Raw genomic sequence first — 25939 nt, 5'->3', positions numbered from 1 at the left:
ACCTTTCTCATGAACACCCAAGTCCTTTCCCGCCGTCGCAACCTTGGCATCATTGCCCACATCGACGCCGGCAAGACCACGCTGACCGAACGCCTGCTATGGAAAAGCGGCGAAATCCATCGCGTCGGCGAAGTGCACGACGGCAATGCGACCACCGATTTCTCGGCGATCGAGCGCGAGCGTGGCATCACCATCGGCGCGGCCGCCGTGCAGGCGCAGTGGGCGCCGCGCGACCTGCCGCCGCATCGGCTGACCCTGATCGACACTCCCGGCCACATCGACTTCGCCATTGAAGTCGAGCGTTCGCTGCGCGTGCTCGACGGTGCCGTGGCCGTGTTCTCGGCCGTGGACGGCGTGCAGCCGCAGTCAGAGACGGTGTGGCGCCAGGCGCGTCGCCATCGTGTGCCGCTGATCGCGTTCGTCAACAAGATGGACCGCGTAGGCGCTTCGTTCGAGCGTGTGCTGGAGCAGCTGCAGGACAAGCTGCAGGCGCGGCCGTGGGCGCTCGGTATGCCACTGGGCAGCGAAAGCGATTTCAACGGCTGGGTCGACCTGGTCGATGAGCGCGTGCTGCACTGGCAGGATGGTGCCGTAACCACGGTGACCCCGTGGGACGACGCGGCGCGCACCCTGTGGCAGCCGCAGCGCGACGCGCTGGTTGAGGCCGTGGCCGACCACGACGAACTGCTGGCTGATGCCTGGCTGGAAGGTCGCGCGATCGATGCGGAACTGCTGCGTGCGGCGATCCGACGGGCGACGCTGGCCGGTGCAGGCGTGCCGGTGCTGGCCGGTGCCGCGTTCAAGGACAAGGGCATCGAAACCCTGCTGGATGCGGTGGTCGATTACCTGCCGTCGCCGCTGGATCGTCCTGCCGTGACCGCCGAGAGCGAAGACGGCGACGTGGTGCTGCCGCCGGATCCGGACGGTCCACTGGCCGGCCTGCTGTTCAAGATCACCCACCAGCAGCACGGCGCGCTGAGCTTCGTGCGGCTGTACTCGGGCACCTTGAAGGTCGGCGATGCGGTGGCCAGTTCGCAGCATCCGCAGGGGCGGCGTGTCAGCCGCCTGGTGCGGGTGCAGGCCGACCAGACCCACGACATTGAACAGGCCGTGGCCGGTGACATCGTCGCGGTGCTGGGCTGGAAGGATGCGGTCAGCGGCGAAACGCTGAGCGACCGCGCGCAGCCGCTGCGCCTGGAAAGCATTCAGGCACAGGCACCGGTGCTGGCCTGGCGGCTGGAACCGGCACGCGCGGCCGACCTGATCCGGATGGCGCAGGGCCTGGCCAGCCTGGCCCAGGAAGATCCGTCGTTCCGTGTCGAAACCGATCGCGACACGGCGGAGACCCTGGTCTGGGGCATGGGCGAGCTGCACCTGGAGGTGATGGTCGAGCGCCTGCGCAGCGAATGGAAGGTAGACGTAGGCGTAGGTGCGCCGCGTGTGGCCTACCAGGAGACGCCGATGCGTGCGATGGCCGGGGTTGTGGGCCGGCTGGTCAAGCAGACCGGCGGTCAGGGCCAGTTCGCGCACGTGGTGCTGGATGTGTCGCCGCGCGAAGACGGCCAGGTGGTGTTCAACGATCGCATCGTTGGTGGCGTGGTGCCCCGCAGCTTCATCAGCGCAGTGGAGAAGGGCGTGCGTGCTGCGCTGTCTGAAGGCCCTCAGGGTCATCCGGTGGTCGGTATCGAGGTCAGTCTTGTCGATGGCCAGACCCACGCCAAGGACTCTTCGGAAATGGCGTTCCATCGCGCCGGTGCCGAGGCGATCAAGGCGGCGCTGGCCGAAGGTGGCACGCAACTGCTGGAGCCGGTGATGGCAGTGACAGTGCATTCGCCGTCGGCGTCGGTGGGAGATGTGGTGGGCGACCTCAACCGTCGCCATGGCCGTATTGCCCGCATCGAAGACCAGGAGGGTCGCGCCGAAGTCAGCGGCTTTGCGCCGCTGGCGCAGCTGGTGGGCTACACCACTTCGCTGCGTTCGCTCAGCCAGGGTCGGGCGAGCAGCGAGGCGCACCTGCACGGCTACGAGCCGGTACGCGCTGCGTGAGGAAAGGTGAGGGGAGCCCGTAAGCGGGCTCCCTTTTTTTGTGGGGGTTGATGGCGTTCCGTAACCACGCTGGCGTGGATGAATCCGCATCAGCACGCGAGTATTTGCACTGCATTGCAACAAAACTGCAGAAAAAGCTGGATTAAAGTGATGCCTCACGATAAATTGCGCACCCCCCGTTGCTCGCCGCCGCCCGCACCCCTCTCATGCGTGATGACAAAGACCCCGGAACCCTGGAGCTGACCCTGCCGCGCAAACGCGGCCGTCCGCCCAAGTTCGGGTACGCAATGAGCGACGCACAGCGGGCCGCGCGCTACCGGGCGCGCCGGGCAGGGCAGGCCAACCACGCCGATGTGCGCGCCTGCAGCGACATGGTGTTGCTGGACAAGATCCGCGCTGCGGTCAGCGCCCGCGACACCGAGCTGGCCGGCTTTCTGGTCCACGTTCTCTGGCAACGCTACCCGCTGCAGTTGAAATAGGCCGCCGGTGGGGTGGCCGTTGTCATCGAGCTTGTTGATAATGCGGGATTCAGGTTGTTCCCGCTGGCGCGCCCGGGATGGCAGGCGCGCATGATCGAACGGTTCCCAAGATGACCACCACCAGCGACACCACCACCGAAGCGGCGCCCGCCGGTACCCCCCTGTTCTACACCCGTCCGGTGCCGCTGCAGGCCGATGTGCACGCCGACCTGCGCATCCTGCCGGGCAGGCTCGAGTTTGCCGCTGGCAACAACGCCATTCCGCTGGTGCTTGGCGAGTTCTCGCTGGCCCTGCATCACTTCCCGATCCTGTTCGCCGGCCCGACCGCGGTGCCGATGGCGGCCGTCGGCGTGTCGGAAGAGAACCTGTTCATCAAGGACGGCCTGTGGGAAGACGAGGCCTACATCCCGGCTTACCTGCGTCGCCACCCCTTCATCTTCATCGACACCGGCGCGGATAACGATTTCCTGCTGGGCATCGATGAAGAGAACCCCCGCGTGGTCAAGGGTGGCGACGAAGGCCAGCCGCTGTTCGTCGATGGCAAGGCCACCGAGATGGTGCAGCAGGCGCTGGAGTTCTGCGGCCAGTTCACCCGCGAGCACGAACAGACACAGGCCTTCTCCAAGGCGCTGATCGAGAACGGCCTGCTGGTCGAACGCAACGCCACCGTGCGTACTCCGGACGGTCGCGAGTTCAACCTCAACGGCTTCCAGGTGGTCGATGTCGAGAAATTCGTCGCACTGCCGGAAGCCACTGTGGTCGAATGGCACCGCAGCGGCTGGCTGGCGTTGATCCACCAGCATCTGATGTCGCTGGGTCGCTTCAACGACCTGACCCGTCGCCAGGTCGAGCGCCTGGCGGCCTGATCAGGCCGATGGTGCGGCTTCCGCCCTGCGGGAGCCGTGCCACTGCTGCAATCCCTGCAGCAGTCGCCGCGCCTTGACCCAGTCAGGCGCGGCCTTACGCCCAAGCTCCCACAGGTCGGCCGCGATGCCGGCTTGCGTGGTTGCGCCGCAGATCTGCAGCGTACCCTGCAGGCGATGCGCGTGATGGCGCAGCGCATCCGGGGCGGCGCCGGTAACGGCGCGCTCGATGGCGGCCAGTTCCATGCTGATGTCGGCCACATAGACGGAGTCGATGTGAGCCGTGCTGGCAGGTGCAACGTGGCTCCCCAGCGCTGGCAACGCCAGTACCTGCAGCAGCTTGGCGATCTGCAGCGGCTTGGTCAGCACCGCGTCGAATCCTGCTGAGCGACAACGCGCTGCATGGCGATGGCCCGTGCGTGCCGACAGCGCGATCAGCAGCAAGGGCGTGTGCGCCTGCGCACGCAGCCGGCGCGCGAGCGCATAGCCATCCATGTCGTGGAGCTCGATGTCGAGCAGCACCGTGCCGCGCGGCCGTCGCGCCTGTTCTTCCATTGCACCGCTGGCATCGGCAAGCGCATGCACATCCGCACCCAGGCGCCGCAGCTGGGCGGCCATGAGGCGGCGGTTGAGGCCATGGTCTTCGACCAGCAGCAGATCCAGGCCGGCGAGCGGCTGCTCACTAGTGGCCACGCTTGTAGTCGGCGGGCGGTCCCTGGCGATCCGCACCGGCAGGCGCAGGGTGAAGCGGCTGCCGCGTCCGTGGACGCTGTGGACAGTCAGATCGCCGCCCATCGAGCGGGCCAGTTCACGTGCGATCACCAACCCCAGCCCGCTGCCGCCGCGCTGCAGCCCGTCCTCGCCCTGCTGGAATGGGTGGAACAGGGATGTTGCCTGCGCAGCAGAGATACCAATGCCGCTGTCGATTACATCCAGCAGCAGCTCATGCGGTCGCGTTGGTGGTCGCAGCTGCACGCGCAGGTCGATGCCGCCGACATCGGTGAACTTCAGTGCATTGCAGAGCAGGTTGTCGACAATCTGGCGCAGCGCATCGGGATCCAGCAGGACCAGCGGCGCCGGCGCTGCATTGCAGTCCAGCCTGAGCTCCAGGCCTTTCCTGCGTGCGGGCGGGCGGATCGCATCCAGCGACTGGTTGCACAGCAGTGCGACGTCGCAGGCTTTTGGCTGCGGCGCGAAGCCACCACTGGCGAGGCGCGAAAAATCCAGCGAGCGATCCAGTAGCCCGCGCAGTGAGCGTCCTGCTGCAGCCATCGCCGCGAGTAGTTCGCGGCGGCCCTCCGCAGAATGCGCCTGGTGCAGCGGGGTGATCGAGCTCAACAGCGTCTGCGCGGCATTGCGTACCTCATGGCTGATCATGCCGAACGCGCGTGCACGGTCGCGTTCGCTGCGGCGGAAGCGGTGCCGTAGCGGATTCCAGAGAAGCGGGAGACCGGCCAGCGCGGCGATCAATGCCAACAGCCAGGCCGGCGGCGGCGACCGCACCCGGTCCAGCGCTTGCTCCACCGATGCTGGCAGCGCCTGCTGCGCCCAGAGATGCAGCAGGCCAGCGTGTTCTTCCAGCGTGATGTCGCGCAGGCCCCGGTCGATGCGCTCAAGCAGGTGCCTGTCCTCCCGACGAGCGAGCAGGTGCAGGTCGGTGGAGAAATCGCTGCTGATCGGCTGCAGCAGCAGATCGCCGCTGAAGTAGCGGCGGATCATTGGCCGCAGCGTCGTATCCATGCCGATCGCCGCATCCGCTGTGCCGGCAATGACCGCTTCAAGTGTCGCGTGCCGATTGGAAAGGGAATGCAGGCGAATCTGTGGATGATGCGCGCCCAGCCAGCCGGCGTAGGGGCCGCCCTCAACCACGGCCAGGGTCCGTCCATCCAGCTCCGCCAGGCTGCGTGGCAGCCATTGGCCGGAACGCCCGGCAAGCACCGTCCTGCCGCCACGAAAGGGGGCGGAGGCAATCAGATCCGGGCAGGGCAGCTGCAGATGTGCGGCGCCACCCACCACCAGCACCAGATCGGCATCGCGGCGACACACGGCAGCCACAGATTCTGTAGTGGTGGGGTGGGGCAGGTCGCGGAAACGCAGTTGGGCATGCCGCGCCACCAGGGCTGCATAGCCGTGGGCGAGCGTGGGCAAGGGCGTTGTTTCTGCAAGTGGGGCGGGTACCGGGCGAAGGGAAGGGGCCGTTGCAACCCGTACCTCGCTGCCCGGCCCCCAGCGTTGTGATAGGACATCTTCCGCAGATGCCGCCGGCAGCAGCAGAAGAACCAGCAGCAGGGCCAAGGAGGTGCGCAGGCGCGAGCGGTCCGGCCTGCTCATGGCGGACTCGCGTGTGGGCGCATGGCGTAGATCTCGGCGTCGTTGCGCAGGCCAAGCTTGCGCAGCGCGGCAACCTTCTGGGTGCTGACGGTCTTGACGCTCCGGTGTCGGCGCAGCGCGATCTCGGACACGGTGAGCCCGGTGAGCAGCAGTTCCAACACCTCGCGTTCATTGCGGCTGAGTTCACTGCAGTCGGCAGGCAGGATGAAGTCAGGTGGCAGGCGGCCGAGCCCCTGATGCACGCGCACAATTGCCTCTGACAGCATCGGCAGTGGTTCGGCCTTGCCCACGATGCCGCTGACGCCGGCGTTGATCAGGTGGCTGAGGTTGGTCGCGGGTGAGAGCGTGGCGAAAACGAGCAGCGGAATGCTGGGGAAGGTATCGCGCAGCAGGGGGATCAGCTCGGCGCTAGCGCGGTCGCCGGGGGCCAGGCCCAGGTCGATGATCGCCACATCGACGTGCAGCCGATGCAGGGTGGTGATGAGGTCTTCGCTGAGGGAGTGGCTGGCGACGATGCTGAAGCGGCGGTCGCGGTTGAGGTGCAGGGCGATGCCGCGACGGACGACCTCATGGTCGTCCAGAAGCGCCAAGCGCAGCCGGCGCGGTGCAGGATGTCCATTCATGCGCAGGGAGGTGATCAGCGCCCCATGGGCGTGGTCATCATTTTGGCGTCACTGTCACGCCGGGCATCGGATTTCCGGGATTTTTGCGATTATTCCTAAGAATCGATGTGCTGCGCGCATCGGTTCCGCGAACGTCATTGATGTAGTGGATGGAACTCATCGACACCGGATCAGCGGACCGACTGCGGCACCCGCCTCAACCTGGCAGTGTCGTAACCCATCGCTGCAATGCGCTGCACCGCCTGCAGGTAGTCGCTTTCCGAGACCTGTGGCGTACGCGCCATGTACCAGACGTAGTCGCGCTTGCTGCGGGCCACAATGGTCTGGCGGTAGCCATCATCGAGCCAGGCGATGATATATTCGGCCTGGATCGGCCAGATGAACTGCATGCCCCAGATCGCACCGTTTCCTTCTTTCTCCACCCGGCCGATCGGATGCATCGACTTCTGTGGGGCATCGAAGCTGCCCTTGCGATAGGTGAAGGTAGTCTGGATGCGTCCATCCGGCCGTAGCGCGTAACTTTCCACCGCATCGAAGGCCTCGCGTTCCGGGCGCGATGGAATGTGTGCGATCACATACCAGTCGCCCATGAATCGCGGCACATCCACCGATGGTGGCCGCGGCAGGGGCCGGGTGTCGCTGGAGCTGCAGCCTGCACCGAACAGGCCGGCTGCGAGCAGAGGAAGCAGCGGGAAAATGCGCATGTCACACCTCAGCGTGGGCGGAACAGGTAATGGGCCACCAGCCACTGCTGGCCGTTGTCGTAGCCGAACAGCTCGGCACAGGCCATCCAGAACATCCGCCAGCGCTGCCACCAGATCTTTGCCGCGGCCTGGCCGTAGGTGGCGACCAGTACAGGCATGACCTCTTCGCGGGCGGCGTCCTGGTTGGCCAGCCAATGATCAGCGGTGCGCTGGTAGTGGCTGCCATCCAGCAGCCAGCGCTGTTCCAGCCGCAGGTCGCGCTGGAAATGCAGCAGGGTGTCGGCGGCGGGCATCAGCCCACCCGTGAAGAAGTGGCGGCCCATCCAGTTATCGCCGCCGCTGGTCTCGAACGGATACATCAGCGTGCGGTGGGCGAAGATGTGCACGAACAGCGCGCCATCCGGTTTCAGCCATCGTGCGATGCCTGCCAGCAACCGCTCATAGTTGCGTACGTGTTCGAACATCTCCACCGACACGCAGCGGTCGAACTGTGCCGTTGGCAGTTCAAGCTCGTTGACGTCGCAGGTCAGCACCTCGACGTTGCCCAGGCCGCGTGCCTGGCACTGCGCCATGATGTGCCTGCGCTGGCTGTGCGAGTTGGAGACGGCGGTGATATGCGCCTGCGGAAAGCGTTCGGCCATCCACAGCGTCAGTGAGCCCCAGCCGCAGCCGAGTTCAAGGATCTGCTGGCCGTTGGCAAGGCCGGCGCGTTGGCCGTACAGCGCCAGCATGGCGTCTTCGGCCTGATCCAGCGTTTCGCGGCCAGTGGGGTAGTAGCAGCTGCTGTACTTCAGGCGTTTGCCCAGGCAGGCCTGGAAGAAGGCCGCGGGAACTTCGTAGTGCTGACGGTTGGCCACTTCGGTATGCAGCGCGAGTGGGCTGTCGGCCAGCTCGGCGATGCGCCGGCTGAAGCGTGCCGATTGGCCTTCGATGCCGCCCTCGCTTTCCTCATGCAGGCGTTGCGCGCACAAGCGGCGGATGCCCGCACGCAGCGCCGCATCGGGCACCAGTCCGCGTTCGGCCCAGGCGATCAGCCCGGTTTCCGCATCTTCGACCGGATTCAGTGACGGGATCGCGCTCATGCGGAATGCTCCTTGGAAGAACGGGGGAACCAGGGAAAGAACATCGACGTGCTGCGCTGGTACTCGCGGTAGTCTTCGCCGCGGCTACGCAGAGCCTGCTTCTCGGTGAACGGAATGCCGCTCAGATAGCGCAGGAATACATACATCAGCAGCGGGCCGGACCACGCCAGCCACCACAGTGGTGAGCCCACCGCCAGCAGCACGTAGCTGAACCAGTGCAGCCATTCGAAGAAGTAGTTGGGGTGGCGCGAGTAACGCCAGAGTCCTTGGCGGCAGGTCAAGCCCTTGTTCGCCGGGTCGGCCCGGAACCGGGCCAGCTGCCGGTCGGCCAGCGCCTCGCCGCCGACGCTGATCAGCCAGACGCCCGCGGCGGCAACCACCCACAGCGACAGCCCCGGCCTCGGATTGGCCACCACGGCGACGAAGGGCAGGGCAAACAGAACGATCAGCAGCGCCTGCGCCATGAAAAAGCCGAAGATCTTTCCCTGGTGGCCGTGCCAGTGTTCCCGCAGATAACGGTAGCGGCCGTCCTCTTGTTCGTGACGGACCCGGTGCCAGAGATGCAAGGCCAGGCGGCTGCCCCACAGCCCACCCAACAGACCCAGCGCGAGCCGTGGCATCAGCGCGCCATCGCCCAGCAGTGCCAGCAGCAGCGCCGATGCACCCACGCCTTTGGCCCAGAGCACATCAACCACGCCGATGTTGGTGTGGCGACGCTGCCAGGCCCAGCCCCAGCTCATCACCACTACTGCGTACAGCAGCACCCACCCTGGATTGATCATGACGATGCTCCGGCAAGTGGTGGATGATCTGAAGGCCGGGACCAGCGACGGGCCGCGGCACACAGCAGCGGCAGGGCGATGCTCCAGCCCAGACCGAGGACCAGCAGCCCCTGCCAGGCGGGCGCCCGGAACTGCACCGCATCGAAACCCCGGGAGGCCGAGAGATAGGCCAGTGGCGCGAGCAGCAGGCCGAACAGGATCGGCAGTGCGGGGTGCCGCAGCAGGAAACGCATCGAAGTAGTCAGCGTCATCGCGAACGCGGCCCACAGCGCCATGATCCACGGCGGTGGTGCCCAGCCGAGCGATGCCGCCGCATAGCGCACCATGCCACTGGCCGCTGCGCTGGCATCCACCAGCCAGGCGCAGGCCAGCGCAACCAGCAACAGGCGAAGGTCCACGCCCGGCTTGGGGGATGTCAGCAACTGGCTGGCCACGTAGAGGCTTGCCGCGAACAGCGCTGGCCACTGCCAGCCACGGCCGGCACCGGCCACCGCGCACAGCCAGACCAGCTGGTTGCCGATGAGGTTGGCCCAGAATCGGCGCATTTCAGTGGCCATCGCTCGCCGCCGCCATCGGCCGATGGCCCGGACGCGCCAGCAACAGATGCGACACGCCGATCGAACGCTCCAGGAAGCCCCCCTCGCAGTACGCCAGATAGAACTCCCACAGACGGCAGAAGCGCGCGTCGAAGCCCTGCGCATGCACCGCAGGCAGCTGGGCGAGGAAGCGATGGCGCCATGCACGCAGGGTCAGCGCGTAGGAATGGCCGAAATCCTGCTGTGCGATCAGCTGCAGGTCGCTGGCCCGGGTCTTGGCCGCCATGATCGCGTTGATCGAGGGAATGAAGCTGCCCGGGAATACGTAGCGCTTGATGTAATCAACACTCCGTCGCGCCTGTTCGTAGCGCTGGTCCTCGATGGTGATGGCCTGCAGCAGTGCCACGCCGTCCGGCTTCAGCAGGCGCTGCAGCGTGGCCATGTAGGTATCCAGGTATTCGGCACCAATGGCTTCGATCATCTCGATCGACACCAGCTTGTCGTAGCGGCCCTGCAGGTCCCGGTAGTCCTGCATCAACAGGGTGACGCGCCCCTGCAGGCCGGCAGCCTTAACACGTTCCGTGGCCAGTGCGTGCTGCTCGGCGGAAATGGTGGTGGTGGTGACGTGACAGCCATAGTGCTGGGCCGCATGCACGGCGAAACCACCCCAGCCGGTGCCGATCTCGACTACGTGGTCGCCGGGCTTGAGTTGCAGCTGCTGGCAGATGCTGTCCAGCTTGCGTCGCGACGCCGTCTCCAGCGATTCACTGTCATCTGCGAACAGGGCAGAGGAATACATCATGTCCCGCGACAGGAACAGCGCGAAGAAGTCGTTGCCGAGGTCGTAGTGCGCCGCGATGTTGCGGCGACTGCCTTCACGGCTGTTGCGGCGCAGGCGGTTCCAGCAGCGCAGCAGCCAGCCGCCCACGCGGGCCGGGCCGTGCTCCATGCTGTCGAGCAGATCGCGGTTGCGTACCAGCAGCCGCACCAGTGCCACCAGATCATCACAGTGCCAGTCGCCGTGGATGTAGCTCTCGCCAGCGCCGACGCTGCCCTGTGCAGCCACTTTTCGATAGAACGTCGGATCGTCGATGGTGACCGTGACCTGCAGGTCGCCGCGGGCTTCACCCAGCCAGACCTCACCCAGCGCATCGCGCACGCACAGACGGCCGTCGCGCAGGGGCGCCAGCTGCGCCAGCAGGCGCCTGCGCAGGAAAACGTCGAGCGTGCCCGGCTGTGGCAGGGCTACCGAGGGATTTATCTCGTTCATCGTGGTTTCTCGGCAAGGGAGGGGTGGTCGTGAACCGGGTTACGCTTCAGCCACAGGCGCAGCGCATGCCAATGAATGGCGGCCACCACCTGGGTGGTCATCAACGGATAGCAGGCGAGGACGCGCGCAAGGCCGCGTCCGTCCAGCGGGCGCCGCTGCATGGACTGGGTGGCGTCGAACTGGCGCACGCCGTCACGCCACACCTGCATGTGCACGCGCAGGTCCTCGCCGGGTGCGTTGAACCGCCAGTCATAGCGGCAATCCATCGGCATGAACGGCGAGACGTGGAAGCACTTGTCGAACTGCCAGCGTAGTGACGCGCCCTCATGGAGCGCGGTCGATACCGGCAGCACGTATGCGTGGCGTTCCTTCCACGGGGTATTGGTGATGTCGGCGACGATGCAGTCCAGCGTGCTGCCGTCAGCCTGGTAGCAGTAGTAGAAGCTGACCGGGTTGAACACGTGGCCGGCAAAGCGCAGGTGGGTCAGCAGGCGCACGGGCCCGCAGGGGCGGTGGCCGAGGGTGTTGGCGGCGTGGTCGCGCACGGCATCGGCGAGTGGTTGCGCGGGATCACCGAAGTAGTCGCTGCGCCGGAACTCAGCCATATTGCGTCGGTTGACCGACCATAGCCAGCGTCGTGCGAACACGGTCTCCAGTTCATCAAGATCCAGCAGCAGCTGTGCGACCGGATAGCGGAAGGCATGCGGATGCGGGTGATGGCGCCGATGCATCACCTGTCCGGTATAGAGTGCGCTGGCACTCACGCGGCGACCTCGCCGAACGCCGGCGCCAATCGATGCGGTTCGCAGGCACGCAGTGCGTCGACCACGCGTCGGGCACTGCGGATGCCGTCTTCATGGAAGCCCCAGCCCCAATAGGCGCCGGCGAACCAGGTATGGCGCCGGCCCTGCAGTTCGCCCCAGTGCTGCTGCGCGCGTACTGCGGCATGGTCATGCACCGGGTGCGCGTAGTGCAGCGTACGCAGTACCTTGGCCGGATCGATCGCCTCGCTGCGGTTGAGGGTCACTACCAGCGGAGTGTCACCGGGCAAGCCCTGCAGCAGGTTCATGCAGTAACTGACCGTGCACGGCGCCGCGGGGTCACGCGGCACGTGCGCGTTCCAGGCGGCCCAGGCCTTGCGGTCGTGCGGCAGCAGTGATGCATCGGTGTGCAGCACGGCTTCGTTGGGCTGGTAGCGGATGGCGCCGAGCACCTCGCGCTCGATGGCATCTGCGTCACCCAGCAGCGCCAGCGCCTGGTCGCTGTGGCAGGCGAGGATCACCTCGTCGAAGCCTTCCACGCCGGCCGCACTGTGCACCCGCGCGCCCCAGGGCGTGCGCTCGACCGAATGCACCGGGCACTCCAGTCGTTCGCGCACCTGCCAACGGGCGCGCAAGGCTTCGACATAGCGCGCCGAGCCGCCTTTGACCACCCGCCACGGCGAACGCCCGGTCATCTGCAGCATCTGGTGATTGGCCATGAACTGGGCCAGAAAGCGGGCCGGGAAGTCCATCACGGTGGCGGTTGGCGAAGACCACAGTGCCGAGGCCATCGGCAGCAGGTGTTCTTCGATGAAGGCCTCCCCATAGCGCTGGCTGCGCAGGTACTGGCCGAGCGTGGGACCCTGGTCTTCCGCCAACAGCAGCGGCGCGTCGCGGTAGAAGCGGCGCAGGTCGGCCAGCATGCCCCAGAAGCGTGGCGACAGCAGGTTGCGGCGCTGGCAGAACAGGCCGTCCAGCGAGGTGGCGTTGTATTCCACGCCGCTGCGCTCGCTGTGCATTGAAAAACTCATCGTGGTTGGTTGCGAGGCCACGCCCACCTCATCGAACAAGGCGGTCAGCAGCGGATAGTGCAGCGGGTTGAACACGATGAAGCCGGTATCCACGGCCATGCGCCGGCCGCCCACCTGCACGTCATGGGTGTGGGTATGCCCGCCCAGGTAGTCATTTGCTTCAAACAGCGTGATTTCATGTTCGCCGTGCAGCCACCAGGCGCTGGCCAGGCCCGCAATACCCGAGCCGATGATCGCGATGCGCATGTCAGTACCTCGCCTTGGCCAGTACCCATTCGGGAATCGGCTTGAGTCCTTTGACCAGGCCGACTGCGGACATCGCACGCAGCCCGTACCAGGTCAGATCGATCTCCCACCAGCGGAAGCCCTGCCGGACTGTGCCCGGGAAGAAGTGGTGATTGTTGTGCCAGCCTTCGCCAAAGGTGAGCAGTGCCAGCCAGAGGTTGTTGCGGCTGTCGTCGCGGGTTTCGAAGCGGCGGCGGCCAAACCGGTGCGCCAGTGAGTTGATGGTGACCGTAGCATGGAACAGCACCACGGTAGAGATGAAGAAGCCCCAGACCAGTAGCTGCGGTCCGGAGGTATGCAGGCCGGGTGCCCCGCGTTCAAGCGCGGCACCCAGAGCATAAAGGCCGACAGCCAGCAGCACCGGCACCGCGGTATCGAAGCGGTCCAGCCAGCGAAGTTCCGGAAAGCGGGCGAGATCGGGTACGCGCGAAAGATCGGTGGCGAAGGCTTCACGGGTCAGGAACCAGCCCATGTGGCTGCGCCAGAAACCCCCTTCGCGGGGTGAGTGCGGGTCCAGGGGTTGGTCGGCATGGCGATGGTGGTGGCGGTGATGGGCGGCCCACCACAGCGGCCCGCGCTGCACGCTGGCGGCACCGATCACCGCAAACACGAACTGCACTGGTCGCGACGCCTGGAAGGTGCGGTGCGAGAAGTAGCGGTGGTAGAACGCGGTGATCGCGAACATCCGCACTGCGTAGAGTGCAACGGCCACGATCACTGCGGTCCATGAGATGCCGACCCAGATCACCGCCAGGCAGGCTACGTGCATCAACGCGAATGGCACCGCACGCAGCCAATCAATGCGGCCCGGCTGGCCCGTGCTGGCATCGGTGCCGCTGCCGCTGTCGATCCAGCGCATCAATGTACGCAGGAGACGACGGCTTCGGCGGGGAAGGGGCGCTACAGAGGCCATGACGGATCTCGGCTGGATTCGTGTCTTCCTCTACGCACCAGGGCGCGCAATGGATGCACCGCCGTGCAGATCACGTGGGATTCACCTGGGCGTCACGGCGCAGTCGGCAACGAGTGGCTGCGTCCATGCCCGTTGCCACTCGGTCGCAGCGCTCTCACGAGGCGGGGAAGCAAACCGCACCACCACTTGTGGGTAGCCGCCCCGCGCATCGCGAAGATTGCTGGTACCACGAAATTCCAGCAGCCGCCGGTCTGCGCTCGCATAGACAAGCGACAGGCGGGGTGCGATGCCGCCATACCAGGTGTCCAGGCTGACCTCGATGGACTGGGCATCGATACCCTGCCAGCGTAGCGGTCCGCTGCGCACCACCTGTACCGGGTAGAAGCGTTGCCGCGCCGGAACCAGAAAAGGCAGCGAGACGCGCTCACCACGCATCAAGGCAGGCCAATGCAGGCGCACTGCCGCATCGAATCCGGCGTCGATCACAGCATCTGCCGGCAGGGTGAGGCGACGCTGGCGCCGTGCGGAGGCGGCGGCTTCCTTCCAGCCGACCACGACCGTTCCGCCGTCGGCCACTACCTCCGCCGCCTGGCCGCTGCGCCTGTCCTCCAGGGTGTAGCCGCGCGCCTGTGCCTGCAAGGTGGCGGGCAGGTGCTTGCGTGCGAAGGGGCGTCCATCCGGACATTGGTACAGCACCCAGCGCTCGGAGCCGTCCTGGGCGGAGCGCTGCCAGTGCAGTTCCCGATAGGCGGCAGCCCCTTGCGGCGTGGTGGCAACACCTTCGATGCGCAGCCAAGGGCTGGCCAGTGCGGTGCAGGGCAGGCAGAGCAACAGCCAGATGGTGCGCATGAGGGACAACCTGTAGGGGGGCTCAAGGCTTACGGTGCAGAGGCGCGGCTGGATGCGCAGCCTGGCTGCATCCAAACGCTGCCCCCAGCCGTAGAGACAACAGACCTTCACCTGCCCGCCGCGAATGCAGATGTACCCTGACGCCGCCAGCCCTGCCTTCAACTTCGATAGCGTACGCATTGTGTCCAGTTCCCAGCAGCCGAGCAGCGAGCCGACGAACTGGGCCGGTGACATGGACGGTGTGGCGCGGCTGCGCGACCGCGATTGCTTCATGCGCATCTACGATCATTTCATGCCGCGCCTGTGTGTCTATCTGCGCGGTCTGGGTGCGCCCGAGGCAGTGGCCGAGGAGCTCGCGCAGGAGTGTCTGCTAAGGCTGTGGCTGCGCGCAGCCGACTACGACCCTGCGCAGGCAGCGTTGAGTACCTGGCTGTACCGCATCGCGCGAAACCTGCACATCGACCGGGTACGGCATGAGCGCAGCTGGATGCAGGTGCAGGCTGCGGTGCAGTACGCAGCGACGGCAGACGTGGTCGAGCGCAGCAGCGCCGAGCAGTTCGCCGACCAGGCCCGGCTGCGCCAGCGCATCAACGAGCTGCCTGCGGTGCAGGCGCGACTGGTCCGCATGTCCTATTTCGAGGCCAAGAGCCACGGCGAGATCGCAGAAGCGCTGGGTATGCCGCTGGGCACGGTCAAATCGCATCTGCGGCGCGCGTTCCTGCAACTGCAATCCAAGGTGGGAGGCGCGCTGTGAATCCGCACCACCACCTTCACGAATCCACCCTGATGAGCTATGCCGCGGGCGCGTTGCCGGCGCCGCTGAGCATTGTTGCCGGCACGCACCTGGAGCAGTGCCCGCAGTGCCGCCAGCGGCTGCGCGATGCCGAGGCGATCGGTTCGGCGCTGCTGGAGCAGACACAGCCGCCGCAAGGCGACGGTGATGCGCGTCGGGATGTAATGCGAGAGGCGATGTTGCGGCGCCTGACTACGGAGTCGCCGATCAGTGTTGCAGCGCCGGCGCGTCCAGTACCGCCAGAGCGGCCGGAAGCGGATCCCGATCATCTGCCGGCATCGCTGCATCCTTACTTCGGCACCTCGCTCAGTGGCCTGCGCTGGCGCTGGATGGCGCCGGGGGTGCATTGCATCCGCGCCGAACAGATGCCTTCACTGATCATGCTGAAGATCGCGCCCGGCAAATGCCTTCCCATGCACAGCCATGGCCGCAGTGAGCTGACCCAGATCCTGCGTGGCTCCTACAACGATGCCCTCGGGTTGTTCGCGCCGGGCGACGTGGCGGATCTGGATGAGGACGTGGAGCACCAGCCGGTGACCGCGCCGGGCGTGCCCTGCATCTGCGTATCCGCACTGGACGCACCGCTGGTGTTCAGCGGCTGGCTGGCGCGGAAGATCCAGCGCTTCGTGAAGCTCTAGCGGGGTGCTGCGATGAGCGAGATGAGGGGAATGCGCGTGTTGCTGACCGGTGTCGCGGGGCTGGTGGGGCAGGGCGTGGCCAAGGCCTGCCAGACTTCGCCAAGGGTTGCCAGCCTGACCGCTCTGGTACGGCATCAAGGCAGCCTTGCCGTCGCCGGTGACGAGCTGGTGGTGCCGGACTTCCTGCGCATCAATGAGCAGCGCGATGATCTGGTTGGCTACGACGCCTGCCTGTACTGCGCAGGCGCGCCACCTGTGGGCACTGCCGAGGCTGAGTACCGGCGGGTGACCCTGGATACCACGCTCGCCGTCGCGCGCGCCTGGGCCGCTGCGAACCCCCGCGGTTGCTTCCTGTATGTGTCTGGCGCAGGCGCGGACCCGCAAAGCCGGATCATGCCGCTGCGGATCAAGGGCGAAACCGAGCAAGCATTGCGTGCGTTACCGATCCGGACAGTCATGCTGCGCCCTGGTGGCGTCCGCCCGGTGGCGGGCACCGGTACCCGGCATGCCGTGCTGAAACCGTTGTACTGGGGTGGTGCACCGCTGATGAAACTGGCAGGGGTGATTACCCCTGGGCTGGTGACCAGCAATCTTGCACTGGGCCAGGCGATGATCGCGCTGGCCGGCATGAGCAACCCGCCCGCGACGGTGGAGTGCGCTCAGATCAACCGGATCGCCGCTGGCGAAGGCGACCCGGTGGCCTGATTCCCGCAGGCCTGAGGCAAGCGGAGCGATTACAGTGCAGCGGGATTGGCCTGCCAGACCGAGAAGTTCAGCGCCGAGGCAAACGAAATCCAGGCCAGGTAGGGCAGCAGCATCACCGCGGCACCGCGATGGATGCGCGCGAAGGCAACGATTATCGTGCACACCAGCGTGATCAGTACCAGGATGTCGGCGAAGGCGAGCGCGCCAAACTTCCAGCCGAAGAACAGCCAGCTCCATAGTGCATTGATGGCCAGCTGCAACAGATAGAGCGACAGTGCTGGACGGGCCCCGCGCCAGCCGCGTTCACGCCAGACCAGCCACGCCGCAATGGCCATCATCGCGTAGAGCAGGGTCCACACCGGACCGAACACACGGGCCGGAGGCGCCCAGGAGGGCAGTACGAGGTTGGCATAGAAGCTGGCGGCTGACGTCGAGGCCCAAGCGCCCAGCGCAGCAGCGGCAAACGTGATCGCGATCCAGCCCATCAGGCCAACTCCTTGCGTGCTCCTCTTCATTGCATGAATCTCCTGAATACGTATACCGACGCATACGCACAAGCGCGGCAGATGGATGCGGTACGGGCGCCTTCAGTCCGAAGACCTGGCGGCGCCTGTTCCCTGGCTCGTCGGCAACAGTGAAGGCTGCTGATCGAACCACTCGCGTGCCTTGGCCAGATGCCACTGGCGATGGTCGCCATCCAGCTCGATGCCGGCGCCGAGCAGTCCCCAGCGCAGGTAGAGATCGCCACGCTTGCGCTGTTCCAGCAGATCCAGCCGCGCACGCACCGAAAGACGATCGTTCTCGGCCTGCAGGCCGTCGATCACCAGGTGACCCGGGCGCCAGCGCAGCGTGGCCTGCGCATCGATCTGCCCTGAATCCAGCAGGGACAAGGTCCAGCGCGGGTAGTCGGTGCGTTCGGCAAACAGTGCCAGCAGTGGCCGTGCGTCACTCAAGGTCAGGTCGGTGGTGGCATCCACCTGGAACGGCGATTGCGCATCGATGCGCCCGCGCTTGAAGGCGGCGCGTCCTTTCCACGCCGTAGTGCGCTCGCTGCCCGCCACCTGCACATTGCGCAGTTCCACCGTGGTTCCGGACAGATCGAAGTGGCGCTGGTTGAAGTCGCCGCGTCGAAGCGTGGCATTTACGTCGAGGTCGCCGCCCATGTCCAGGCCCGCAACCTTCGCGCTGGCATTGCGGCCCTGCAGGCGCGCGGTGCCGTGGCCAACGCGGCCGTCGGTGTCGAGCGTGGCGTCACCGCTGAGGCTGCCGGTGCCGCGCAGCAGCCGCACCTGTTGAGAGCCAAGGTAACGGTTGTAGGCGGCCAGGTCCGGGATGGTCGCTTCACTGAAGCGCAGCCGCGCGCGAACGCCCTTGCGCAGTTCCTGCAGGCGGCCGTCGCCGGTAAGGTCCACGGCCAGGTCGCGGCCATCGAACAGCCGCACGTTCCTGGCGTCGCTGGAGCGCGCGGTGAAGCGCGGCAGCCGGATCGCCAGCTGTGCCTGAGTGGGTGTCCCGGCCTTCAGCTCGCCATGCGCGCTGGCTGTGCCGGCCAGACGCACGCCGGCCACTTCGGCCACGGCTGCGGCCGAGGGAATATCCACGGTGCTGCCTTCGATCAGCTCACCATTGCGCAGGCGTAGATCCGCCTTCAGCGTGCCGCCGCCATCCAGCTGCAGCCACGGTTTGCGTACGAACAGGGCAGGGATCCAGTTGAGCGAGGTGAAGGTCCATTCGCCGCGCACAGTGCCGGAGCTGCGTTCCAGCAGCTGGGCAGGGTGCTGGAATGGAATCTCGCGCCCGGTGATGTACAGGTCGGCATCGATGCCGGCGGCCGAGTCCGGGCGTGGCGGCAGGCGTGCCTGCAGCCGCATGTCGTTGGCCACATTGAGCTGCAGGGCCAGCACGCCACGATCTGGCGCGCCGTCGCCGAGGTAGAGCGGAACCTGCCAGAGCGCATGGTCACCAGGTTGCAACTGGCCGTCCAACAGGTGGACCGCCAGTTGCAGGCGACCGGGAACCGGCGAGCTGGAGATGCGGGGCGTCTGCGCGTCCGTATCCATGCGCAGGCCCTGGCTGCGCGCGTCCACATCAAGTTGTGCATGCAGCAACTTCAACTTTGCAAGGCCGGGCGCCTGGTCGCGATAGTGGCGCGGATAGCTGAAGCGCGCGCTCAGATCCATGTTGCCCAGCAGCTGCACGCCGTCATAGCTGGTGTCTGCTTTGCTGAACGAGACCTCGGAATCGAACAGTTCGGACGGGCCGCCGCGCAGCTGCTTGAGGAAGCCAACCGTGCCCTGGCCCTTGCCGATGATCAGCAGCTTGCCGAGACGGGCACTGCGGATGCTGTCGCTGTGGATGGCGTCGAAGCGCAGGGTCCAGCCCTGGTCGCTGCGTGGGGGCGACGGAATGGCGTCCTCGACACGACTGATCTCGGCAGACACGCCTGTGGCCTGCAATCGGGGAACCCTCACTTCGCGGCGGAACAGGGGCAGCACGGCCAAGCGAGCGCTGGCACGCTCGGCGTGCAGCACGTAGACGGTGTGGTTGACGTGGCCGCGCATGTGCACGTTCCAGGCAATGACGTGGCCGGGCAGCAGCGTGATGGCCGGGCCGGTAGTCATCACGAACTTATGCGGCTTGCGGTTGGTGACCTGGTCGAACAGTGGGGTGTTGAGGAAGATGTTGCCGGCCAGCAGGTAGAGCAAGTACACGCCCAGCAGGCTGTAGCCAGCGACGCGCCATCGGCGGAACCGGTGTGGAGTGCGTGCGGGAGTAGGGGGCATGTACTGCTCTAGAGGCCGGAATCTGCTCAACTATTGCGGAACTGATGGCGGTGGCGCGTGAAGCAGGCACGACCGCAGCGCGGTTCTGCTGGTGTCCGCCTTGATTCTCACGCCAGATCTGCAGGAGTCGCATGGAGATCCGAGCTGCCATCGCGGATGACTTCGGTGCCATGTGGGCGATCTTCAAGACCGCCATTTGCCGGCCGCTTCCAGGCCGGGATCTTATGCTGCCGGCGGCGTTCCGACATCGGTAGCTGGGCCTGGTCGATGTATATGTGATGCACAGGTGTCTGTAGGACGACGTGGAGCAGGGGGCTCACAGTGAGCGGCCGCCACTGGTTCCGCGCACGAAGGCGGCGGCCAGCCGCAGCGCATCGTCGCTACCGCGATCGCCCCGCAGCGCGTGGACCAGGCGGGCGGGCGTGACACCCGTCCAGCGCACCAGATCATGCGTGGCATGGGCCTGATCGCTGTAACCGTGGCGCGCAGCGGCGGAAGCGATGGTCATGGTTTCTCCATCCAATGTGCGCAGCAACGCCTGCAGGCGGCGCACACGGGCGTATTCCTTTGGTGTCATGCCCACGGCGGCCAGGAAACGGGATTGCAGGCCGCGCAGGGACATACCAAGCTGCCGTGCCAACTCGGCGATGCGCAGATCGCCCTCCGTCGCATCCAGCTCCGCAACCGCTTGTTCGACGCGCTCGTCCAGGGGGAAGCTAGCACACCGATCCCGCAGGAGCTGCCAGAGAGGCGCGGGTGTATTGGTCGCCGCGCTGGCGCGTGCGGCGGCACTGAAGATCTCGGCGAAGGAGGCATCAAGTGTGTACAGATCTGGCGCCTGGTCGCGAAGTCCAGGCAAGCAGGTGCCGGCAACCAGGGCGCTCGCGGCCGGCTGCAGCCGCACACCAACACAGAACACCGCACCAGCGGCCTGCAAACGGATAGGCCCTGACTACTGTGCCGCGAAACAGAACGGCAGATCGGAACGGATCCGGCCATCTGCGCCATGCAGCTGCAGCGGCACGCCAAGTTCGGCCAGCAACTCGCACCGGCCATCGGGATAGATGACCTGCACGTCATTTCCGGGAGCGTCGTCCTGCAGCCACCAGATGCACTGGACGTGACGGCGGAGGTCGTCGGGGGCCGGGTGTTCGCAGTAGTCCATGCGGCATCGGACGCCATCCTGCGCGTTTTTACAAGCGCCCCAAGTGCCACGCCGCTAAGCTGCGGCCAACCCATCCAGGAGGCCAGGGCATGTTGAAGTCGAAGATGGTTGTGCTGGGCGCAGGATTGGCGTTGGGAAGTGGCGCGGCCGTGGCGGCGCCGGCCGAGTTCGACTGGCTGGCCGGGCATTGGTGTGGCGGCTCCGAGGAGCGCAGGCTTGATGAGGTCTGGCTGCCCGAGGCCGGTGGCGCCTTGCTTGGCATGTCGCGCACGCTGAACCACGGCGACATGGAATCATTCGAGTACATGCGTCTGGTGTCTGCAGGCAAAGCGGCTGGCCTGCACGTGCAACCCAATGGCGTGGCGCCGACGACATTCGTTATTGCCGGGCATGGTGAGGACTGGGTGGTCTTTGAGAATCCGCAGCATGACTTCCCAAATCGCATCGAGTACCGGCGGGATGGCGAGTCATTGCAGGCGAGCATCTCTGGACCGGGCGAGGATGGGAAGCTGCTGCGGATTCCGTTTGACTATCGGCGCTGCGGAGAGTGAGTGGGAAGGCTGTCCAGGGCTGAGGTCCGGGATCTCAGGGCCGGGGAGGCTCCCGCCTGCTGGGCGGCAGTTCTGATTTGAACATAATATACATTATGCGAAATGCTGTATCGGGCGTGATCCGGTTCGTGGGCTCCGCTTGGCAATGGTTCCGACTCTGGCTTGGCTCTTGCCTCCCTGTTGGCTCCCCCAACAAGGATGAGATTGCAGCATGAGCAAGATCGATCCCCATGATCGCATCGAACTGACCGGCCCTTGGGCCGGTTTCGGATTCCAAGCTGGGCACATGTTCACCCCTGAGGGTCATCAGTTGGAGCCTTGCGACATGACCTGATGGTCCCTGACCTGCAACATCGCACGGGAATGGCGTCTGATGATGGCTGAGGCGGCTCCCCGGACCTCAGCTTCACGGGAAGCTTCGACCACGGCGAAATCCAGCGTCATCTACCTAGCCGAAGCTCTCAGAATTCGCCGAGAGCGACGGTTCGGCGTACGTGATCCCGGCTCCGACGCCGAGGCATCCAATGTGGTCTACATGAGTCGTGGGCCGAGACCGCGCCAGCGCGTGTAAGGCGCTTCCGTAGGGGCGCTGCCCCTGCAGTCTGGACGTGATTGGGGGGCGTATGGAGCGCGAACGGCCTGAGTACCTTCCGCCGATTGAGCGAAGGCGCTGGAATTTCCCGTGGCTGATCACCGGATTTTTGACTCTGGTGAGCCTTACAACCATCGGCGTGCTTACGCTTGGCCGGACTAACAGTGCCTGGAGTGAGCGTTTTGAAGGTGTGCGGCGATCTATCGAGGCCACTGAGCAGTCGTCGACGGCGAGGCCTGAGCGGTCGACAGCTGTCAGTTCGACGCCATCGACGCCTCCCGAACGCCTGCAGGCACAGCCACCCCAGAAAGCGCAGGGTCTGCGCTGTATCAATGGGATGTTCTTCCGTCGAATTGAAGGTGGGTGGGAGAACCTTCCCGGCTCTCGGTGTGGCGACCTCCCGGCCAGTGCTGTGCAGTGCTTTGCTGGAAAGCCATACAGACAGATGGATGCTGATGGGGGCTGGGTCCTTTCGCCGCGAGATCGTTACCCGTGATGCGTCACGTTAATCAGAAGCTCGCCGGGTTACGCAGACGATGTGGATGGGCGTGCTCGAGAGCTCGATCTCATTGCCTACAGGACTGTTACAAATAAAGACTTGGAGGTGGCCTCGGTCGTGCTCGCAAGCTGCAAGAAGGATATGGAGTCTTTGCCGAACAGGGCAAAGAACAAAGCGGCTGTATCACTTCACCTTGCTGTCCATCGTGGATGCTCCCTTGGTTGATGTCTTCTACAGGGGAATTCGCCGACTGTGACCGAAATAGACGGGATCACGCATCTTTCCCGCTATATGGTCAATCGAAGAGAGCTGTCCGCCTTGGTGCACTTTGTTCAGGCGAGCGCCCTGCCCCAGTACTTGAAGTGTCTTACTGAGTCGGCAGCTCCCTCGGCGGAGTTCTTCACCGCTTTGGTGGAGCGCTCCTTCGAGGCAATCAAGTCAAATGTGCATGTCCGCTCCCATCTCTCAAAAGCAATGAAGGACATGCTGCTCTGGCGGATCAATGACTCACTGCGCCGCTTGACTGGGGTGCACGGTGAGGTGTCTTCCGTCGAGCTAGGCTATAAGGACGAATTCCTGGAGATCGAATTGGATGAAGATCAATTCACTATCGATCTGCTGAATCAGGATTCACTGCTCCCGGCAGCGGAGCCATTCACCGGGTTCTACCCCGATAAATCTTCCTAACCTCCTGCCCCGCTGATGTCCGCTTCTGGCCAATAGCGGACACGACGAACGGATCGGCCTCAAGTCGTGCCCTCAGAGCTACTAGTGTGCCCGCCCACCTTTGGCCGTTAGACAGGTAGTCGCTGCAACCCCTACTCACATGGGATAGATCAGGCACGTACCTCTCCTTGCTGCAGCCAGTCCTTGCTGAGCAATGAGATCTCGGCCTGGCAGAAGTCCAAATAGGTTCTGATGATTGACGAAGGATGCCGATGCGAGGGATACAGCAGGTGAATCTGCTGCTGGGGCAATGGACACTGAGGCAACAGTTCCACGAGGTCACCCGTGCGAATTGCATCTGCCGCCAGGAAGGGGGGCAGCTCGGTCACGACGTCTCCGGCCAGAGCGCGGCTGCGCAGATGTGCATAGTCGTTCGTGGCGAGGACACTGCGAGGCTCAACGTCGTGCCCCCCGATTAGCCAACGACCCCGTGCATTTGCACCTAAGACCCAAGTGGCGCACGGGAATTGATGAAGATCGTCGATCGATCCCGGAACCCCAAGACGCTCTATCAGTGCTGGAGACGCAACCAGCAAATGGCGATTCGGTGGTGTGCACCTGCAATTGAATGTCCGGGTATTGCAGCTGGAACCGCGACAGCAGCTCCCACCAAGGCTCGAACGCAGGTGGAAGTGACAACCTCAGGCGTCCCTTCAGGCGCGCCTGGTCACTGACCACGGATTGCTGTGCCTCGGCGAGCAGTTCAATCCCGCGCACCGCGTGCTCGTACAAGCGTGCGCCGGCGTCGGTCAGGCGGGTGCCTCGAGCCGACCGCTCCAACAGCTGAACGTTCAACTCGCGCTCAAGCTCCCGAACCCGCCTACTCACGGTAGGCAGAGGCAGCTGGAGTCGCTCGGCTGCAGCCGAAATGCTTCCGGCCTGCACCACTGCGACAAACATCTGCACGGCGTTCAAGTCCACGATCTAGCCTCTCATTTATGGCAGGAGCGATCTCAAATATGAGGATTCTATCTCATTTGTGAAACCCGCAAAGTTGCTCCACGCCACCGATCCCCGGTGAGCCAACTGGAACATCCCATGTCTATTGCAGCAGTTCTCAAGTCCTACGAAACCGCCCTGAATGGCAGAGACACCGACACCATTCTGAGTCTCTATAGCGCCGAACCGGTCTTCATGCCGCAGAACGCGCCTGCTCTAGAGGGGCGTGAGGCCGTACGTGCGGGCTATGAGCTGGTATTCGCCACCATCAAGCTCAATGTGACCTTCGACATCCACGAAGTCGTTCATGTTGGCGAGTGGGCGTGGGTGCGCACGAGCTCGGCCGGCCGCACCCGAATCCTGGCCGCCGGCGTCGAGGTGACTGAGGGCAACAACGAGTTGTTCGTGTTCCGCCTGGAGGCCGGCGAGTGGAAGATCCATCGCTACCTGTTCGCCACCAATCAGCCGCGCTCCTGAGGAATCCGTCATGAAGGCATATGTGATTGAACAGGCCGGCGGCCCAGAGGTTCTGCAGCTGCGCGACATTGGCGCACCCGAGAGCAACAACGATGAGGTGCTCGTCAGGGTCCGCGCATTCGGGTTGAATCGTGCCGAGGTCTATCGACGCCAAGGCAAGATGGGCCCGATCGATAGCCCCGTTGTACCCGGTATCGAGGCCGTGGGTGAAGTCATCCGGGATCCGAGCGGCACCTTCCGCACGGGACAGCGGGTCGCAACGGCGATGGGCGGACTGCAGTTCAGCCGCCCAGGCAGCTATGCCGAACAGGTGAGCGTGCTTGCGCAGAATCTCATCTCACTTGACGGTATCGACCTTGCCTGGGACGAGCTGGCGGCACTGCCCGAGTCCTATCTGACAGCCTGGGGTGCGCTGGATCGCAGCCTCCGGATCCAGAGCGGGCAGACCTTGCTGGTGCGAGGTGCCACGTCGGCAGTCGGCATGGCCAGCGTTGCTTACGCCAAGGCACGTGGACTGAATGTCATTGCCACCACGCGCACGGTGAGCAACGAAGCGCGGCTGAAGGACGCGGGTGCTGACGAGGTCATCGTCGATACCGGAGAGATCGCGGCCCTGGTTCGACGGTCGATCCCGGTCGGCGTGGACGCCGTGCTGGAGGTTGTCGGCGCAGCGACGCTGCGAGACTCGGTCAAAGCGCTTCGCCCCTTTGGCGGAGCATCGGTCATCGGCCTTCTGGGGGGTGCACCGGTACTCGAGTCGTTCCACCTGATGCAGGACCTTCCTGGCGCGGTCCATCTGAACTTCTTCCCGAGTGGACTGCTTGGAACCGCAGCATTGCCGCTGAGCGAATCCCCGCTTCGCTGGATTGCGCAGGAGATCGCCGCCGGCCGGATCCCATCGTTGCGTACCAGGACCTTTGATTTCGACGACGTCCGGCAGGCCCATCGACTGATGGAAAGCAATGCGGCCGTCGGCAAGTTCGTCGTACAGCTTTGACCTCTCACAGATAATGGAGAAATCCCATGCGTACCTATTTCGCCTCACTCGCCGTTCTACTGGCTCTGTCTCCTTTCGCAGCTCTGGCCTCTGGCAAAACTGCCATGCCAAGCCCGGACACCACGGCAATCACCCGCCAGCTTGAGCGCTATGAGCAGGCGCTCAACAGCTCTGACGTCGACGCGGTAATGCGTCTCTACTCGGACAATGCGGTCTTCATGCCGCAGCACAGTCTGCCGGTCGCGGGAGCCGGAGCAATTCGATCTGCCTATCAGCAGATCTTCAAGACCATCCGGTTGAGCATCGACTTCACCATTGATGAAATCCAGCCGCTATCGCGTGACTGGGCATTCGCCCGCACGCGTTCCAACGGAACGGTAAAGGTACTGGCCAAGGATGGATCGGCGGGGGCGGAAGCCAATCAGGAAATCTTCCTGCTGCACCGTGGCAAGGATGGGCAATGGAAATTCGCCCGTTACATCTTCTCCACCACCAATCCTCCGCGTCAGCCGTGAGCCA

At 65.0% G+C, this 25939-nt stretch carries 28 protein-coding genes and 1 pseudogene; 12 read left to right on the top strand and 17 right to left on the bottom strand.

Annotated features, from left to right (window positions below; all coding sequences use genetic code 11):
- Positions 1-9: 9 nt before the first annotated feature.
- The 3 genes from fusA to AC13GA_RS10685 all read left to right on the top strand — a co-directional run bounded on the left by fusA (position 10) and on the right by AC13GA_RS10685 (position 3391).
- The gene (gene fusA / locus AC13GA_RS10695) at positions 10-2046 is read left to right on the top strand and encodes an elongation factor G (RefSeq protein WP_253078840.1); all 2037 of its coding nucleotides are present in this window, start codon (positions 10-12) and stop codon (positions 2044-2046) included.
- Between the two features lie 206 nt (positions 2047-2252).
- The gene (locus tag AC13GA_RS10690) at positions 2253-2525 is read left to right on the top strand and encodes a hypothetical protein (RefSeq protein ID WP_006366874.1); all 273 of its coding nucleotides are present in this window, start codon (positions 2253-2255) and stop codon (positions 2523-2525) included.
- 110 nt (positions 2526-2635) lie between these two features.
- Positions 2636-3391, top strand: a complete 756-nt coding sequence (locus tag AC13GA_RS10685) for a SapC family protein (RefSeq protein ID WP_046982972.1) — start codon at positions 2636-2638, stop codon at positions 3389-3391.
- On the opposite strand, the gene AC13GA_RS10680 is transcribed toward AC13GA_RS10685, so the two are convergent.
- The 11 genes from AC13GA_RS10680 to AC13GA_RS10630 form a co-directional block, all read right to left on the bottom strand.
- A complete protein-coding gene (locus AC13GA_RS10680; RefSeq protein WP_482998079.1) occupies positions 3392-5719 on the bottom strand; it encodes an ATP-binding protein in 2328 nt (775 codons plus the stop codon).
- Positions 5716-6342: a LuxR C-terminal-related transcriptional regulator gene (locus tag AC13GA_RS10675; protein WP_253078837.1), complete on the bottom strand. Its 627-nt coding sequence runs from the start codon at positions 6340-6342 to the stop codon at positions 5716-5718. The genes AC13GA_RS10680 and AC13GA_RS10675 overlap by 4 nt, the downstream gene beginning before the upstream one ends.
- A 170-nt stretch (positions 6343-6512) precedes the next feature.
- Complete coding sequence (locus AC13GA_RS10670) at positions 6513-7046, bottom strand: lipocalin family protein (RefSeq protein WP_482998078.1); 534 nt, start codon at positions 7044-7046, stop codon at positions 6513-6515.
- Positions 7047-7054: 8 nt separating this feature from the next.
- Complete coding sequence (locus tag AC13GA_RS10665; protein ID WP_482998077.1) at positions 7055-8128, bottom strand: SAM-dependent methyltransferase; 1074 nt, start codon at positions 8126-8128, stop codon at positions 7055-7057.
- Positions 8125-8910: a DUF1295 domain-containing protein gene (locus AC13GA_RS10660; protein ID WP_482998076.1), complete on the bottom strand. Its 786-nt coding sequence runs from the start codon at positions 8908-8910 to the stop codon at positions 8125-8127. The genes AC13GA_RS10665 and AC13GA_RS10660 overlap by 4 nt, the downstream gene beginning before the upstream one ends.
- Positions 8907-9455 carry a DUF2878 domain-containing protein gene (locus AC13GA_RS10655; RefSeq protein WP_482998075.1) on the bottom strand — a complete coding sequence of 183 codons (549 nt, stop codon included), beginning with the start codon at positions 9453-9455 and terminating at the stop codon, positions 8907-8909. The genes AC13GA_RS10660 and AC13GA_RS10655 overlap by 4 nt, the downstream gene beginning before the upstream one ends.
- A gap of 1 nt (position 9456) precedes the next feature.
- Positions 9457-10716: a class I SAM-dependent methyltransferase gene (locus AC13GA_RS10650; RefSeq protein WP_482998074.1), complete on the bottom strand. Its 1260-nt coding sequence runs from the start codon at positions 10714-10716 to the stop codon at positions 9457-9459.
- Positions 10713-11480: a DUF1365 domain-containing protein gene (locus AC13GA_RS10645; protein WP_253078833.1), complete on the bottom strand. Its 768-nt coding sequence runs from the start codon at positions 11478-11480 to the stop codon at positions 10713-10715. Before AC13GA_RS10645 ends, AC13GA_RS10650 begins: the two co-directional genes overlap by 4 nt.
- Complete coding sequence (locus AC13GA_RS10640; RefSeq protein WP_482998073.1) at positions 11477-12754, bottom strand: NAD(P)/FAD-dependent oxidoreductase; 1278 nt, start codon at positions 12752-12754, stop codon at positions 11477-11479. The genes AC13GA_RS10645 and AC13GA_RS10640 overlap by 4 nt, the downstream gene beginning before the upstream one ends.
- A 1-nt stretch (position 12755) precedes the next feature.
- Entirely contained in the window at positions 12756-13706 is a 951-nt protein-coding gene (locus tag AC13GA_RS10635) for an acyl-CoA desaturase (protein WP_482998072.1), read from the bottom strand.
- An 81-nt stretch (positions 13707-13787) separates the two neighbouring features.
- Positions 13788-14555 (bottom strand): hypothetical protein, encoded by a 768-nt coding sequence (locus tag AC13GA_RS10630; protein WP_482998071.1) that lies wholly within the window; start codon positions 14553-14555, stop codon positions 13788-13790.
- A 130-nt stretch (positions 14556-14685) separates the two neighbouring features.
- Here AC13GA_RS10630 and AC13GA_RS10625 point away from each other — a divergent pair, with 130 nt between their 5' ends.
- From AC13GA_RS10625 to AC13GA_RS10615, 3 genes are read left to right on the top strand one after another with little or no spacing between them, the layout of a single operon-like run.
- The gene (locus AC13GA_RS10625) at positions 14686-15309 is read left to right on the top strand and encodes a sigma-70 family RNA polymerase sigma factor (RefSeq protein WP_482998070.1); all 624 of its coding nucleotides are present in this window, start codon (positions 14686-14688) and stop codon (positions 15307-15309) included.
- Positions 15306-15986 carry a ChrR family anti-sigma-E factor gene (locus tag AC13GA_RS10620; RefSeq protein ID WP_046982939.1) on the top strand — a complete coding sequence of 227 codons (681 nt, stop codon included), beginning with the start codon at positions 15306-15308 and terminating at the stop codon, positions 15984-15986. The genes AC13GA_RS10625 and AC13GA_RS10620 overlap by 4 nt, the downstream gene beginning before the upstream one ends.
- A gap of 21 nt (positions 15987-16007) precedes the next feature.
- Complete coding sequence (locus AC13GA_RS10615; protein WP_482998100.1) at positions 16008-16691, top strand: Rossmann-fold NAD(P)-binding domain-containing protein; 684 nt, start codon at positions 16008-16010, stop codon at positions 16689-16691.
- A gap of 29 nt (positions 16692-16720) precedes the next feature.
- Here AC13GA_RS10615 and AC13GA_RS10610 read toward each other — a convergent pair whose 3' ends face one another.
- The 4 genes from AC13GA_RS10610 to AC13GA_RS10595 all read right to left on the bottom strand — a co-directional run bounded on the left by AC13GA_RS10610 (position 16721) and on the right by AC13GA_RS10595 (position 20639).
- Positions 16721-17206 (bottom strand): TspO/MBR family protein, encoded by a 486-nt coding sequence (locus AC13GA_RS10610; protein ID WP_482998069.1) that lies wholly within the window; start codon positions 17204-17206, stop codon positions 16721-16723.
- A 72-nt stretch (positions 17207-17278) separates the two neighbouring features.
- On the bottom strand, positions 17279-19474 hold the full coding sequence (locus AC13GA_RS10605) for an AsmA family protein (protein ID WP_482998068.1): 2196 nt from the start codon (positions 19472-19474) through the stop codon (positions 17279-17281).
- Positions 19475-19790: 316 nt separating this feature from the next.
- Positions 19791-20411, bottom strand: a complete 621-nt coding sequence (locus AC13GA_RS10600; protein WP_482998067.1) for a helix-turn-helix domain-containing protein — start codon at positions 20409-20411, stop codon at positions 19791-19793.
- Between the two features lie 15 nt (positions 20412-20426).
- On the bottom strand, positions 20427-20639 hold the full coding sequence (locus AC13GA_RS10595) for a hypothetical protein (protein ID WP_482998066.1): 213 nt from the start codon (positions 20637-20639) through the stop codon (positions 20427-20429).
- Positions 20640-20728: 89 nt separating this feature from the next.
- On the opposite strand from AC13GA_RS10595, the gene AC13GA_RS10590 reads away from it, so the two are divergent.
- The 3 genes from AC13GA_RS10590 to AC13GA_RS10580 all read left to right on the top strand — a co-directional run bounded on the left by AC13GA_RS10590 (position 20729) and on the right by AC13GA_RS10580 (position 22968).
- Positions 20729-21190, top strand: a complete 462-nt coding sequence (locus AC13GA_RS10590) for a DUF6265 family protein (protein ID WP_295380820.1) — start codon at positions 20729-20731, stop codon at positions 21188-21190.
- Between the two features lie 211 nt (positions 21191-21401).
- Entirely contained in the window at positions 21402-21524 is a 123-nt protein-coding gene (locus AC13GA_RS10585; protein ID WP_315974298.1) for a hypothetical protein, read from the top strand.
- A gap of 1009 nt (positions 21525-22533) precedes the next feature.
- Complete coding sequence (locus AC13GA_RS10580) at positions 22534-22968, top strand: hypothetical protein (RefSeq protein WP_482998065.1); 435 nt, start codon at positions 22534-22536, stop codon at positions 22966-22968.
- Positions 22969-23117: 149 nt separating this feature from the next.
- Here the strand turns inward: AC13GA_RS10580 and AC13GA_RS10575 are convergent, their stop codons facing one another.
- Together AC13GA_RS10575 and AC13GA_RS10570 are read right to left on the bottom strand one after the other, a co-directional pair.
- Positions 23118-23633 carry a LysR substrate-binding domain-containing protein gene (locus AC13GA_RS10575; RefSeq protein WP_482998099.1) on the bottom strand — a complete coding sequence of 172 codons (516 nt, stop codon included), beginning with the start codon at positions 23631-23633 and terminating at the stop codon, positions 23118-23120.
- 124 nt (positions 23634-23757) lie between these two features.
- A pseudogene (locus AC13GA_RS10570) lies at positions 23758-23913 on the bottom strand (helix-turn-helix domain-containing protein); the annotation flags it as partial.
- 132 nt (positions 23914-24045) lie between these two features.
- On the opposite strand from AC13GA_RS10570, the gene AC13GA_RS10565 reads away from it, so the two are divergent.
- From AC13GA_RS10565 to AC13GA_RS10555, 3 genes are read left to right on the top strand one after another with little or no spacing between them, the layout of a single operon-like run.
- Positions 24046-24423: a YybH family protein gene (locus tag AC13GA_RS10565; protein WP_482998064.1), complete on the top strand. Its 378-nt coding sequence runs from the start codon at positions 24046-24048 to the stop codon at positions 24421-24423.
- Between the two features lie 10 nt (positions 24424-24433).
- On the top strand, positions 24434-25420 hold the full coding sequence (locus tag AC13GA_RS10560) for a zinc-binding dehydrogenase (protein ID WP_482998063.1): 987 nt from the start codon (positions 24434-24436) through the stop codon (positions 25418-25420).
- 26 nt (positions 25421-25446) lie between these two features.
- On the top strand, positions 25447-25935 hold the full coding sequence (locus AC13GA_RS10555; RefSeq protein ID WP_482998062.1) for a YybH family protein: 489 nt from the start codon (positions 25447-25449) through the stop codon (positions 25933-25935).
- Positions 25936-25939: the final 4 nt, after the last annotated feature.

This window comes from Stenotrophomonas sp. 22DLJC03, from assembly GCF_056861405.1.
Note: the sequence above shows the minus strand (reverse complement) of the source record. Positions and strands in the feature narration are given on the sequence as shown.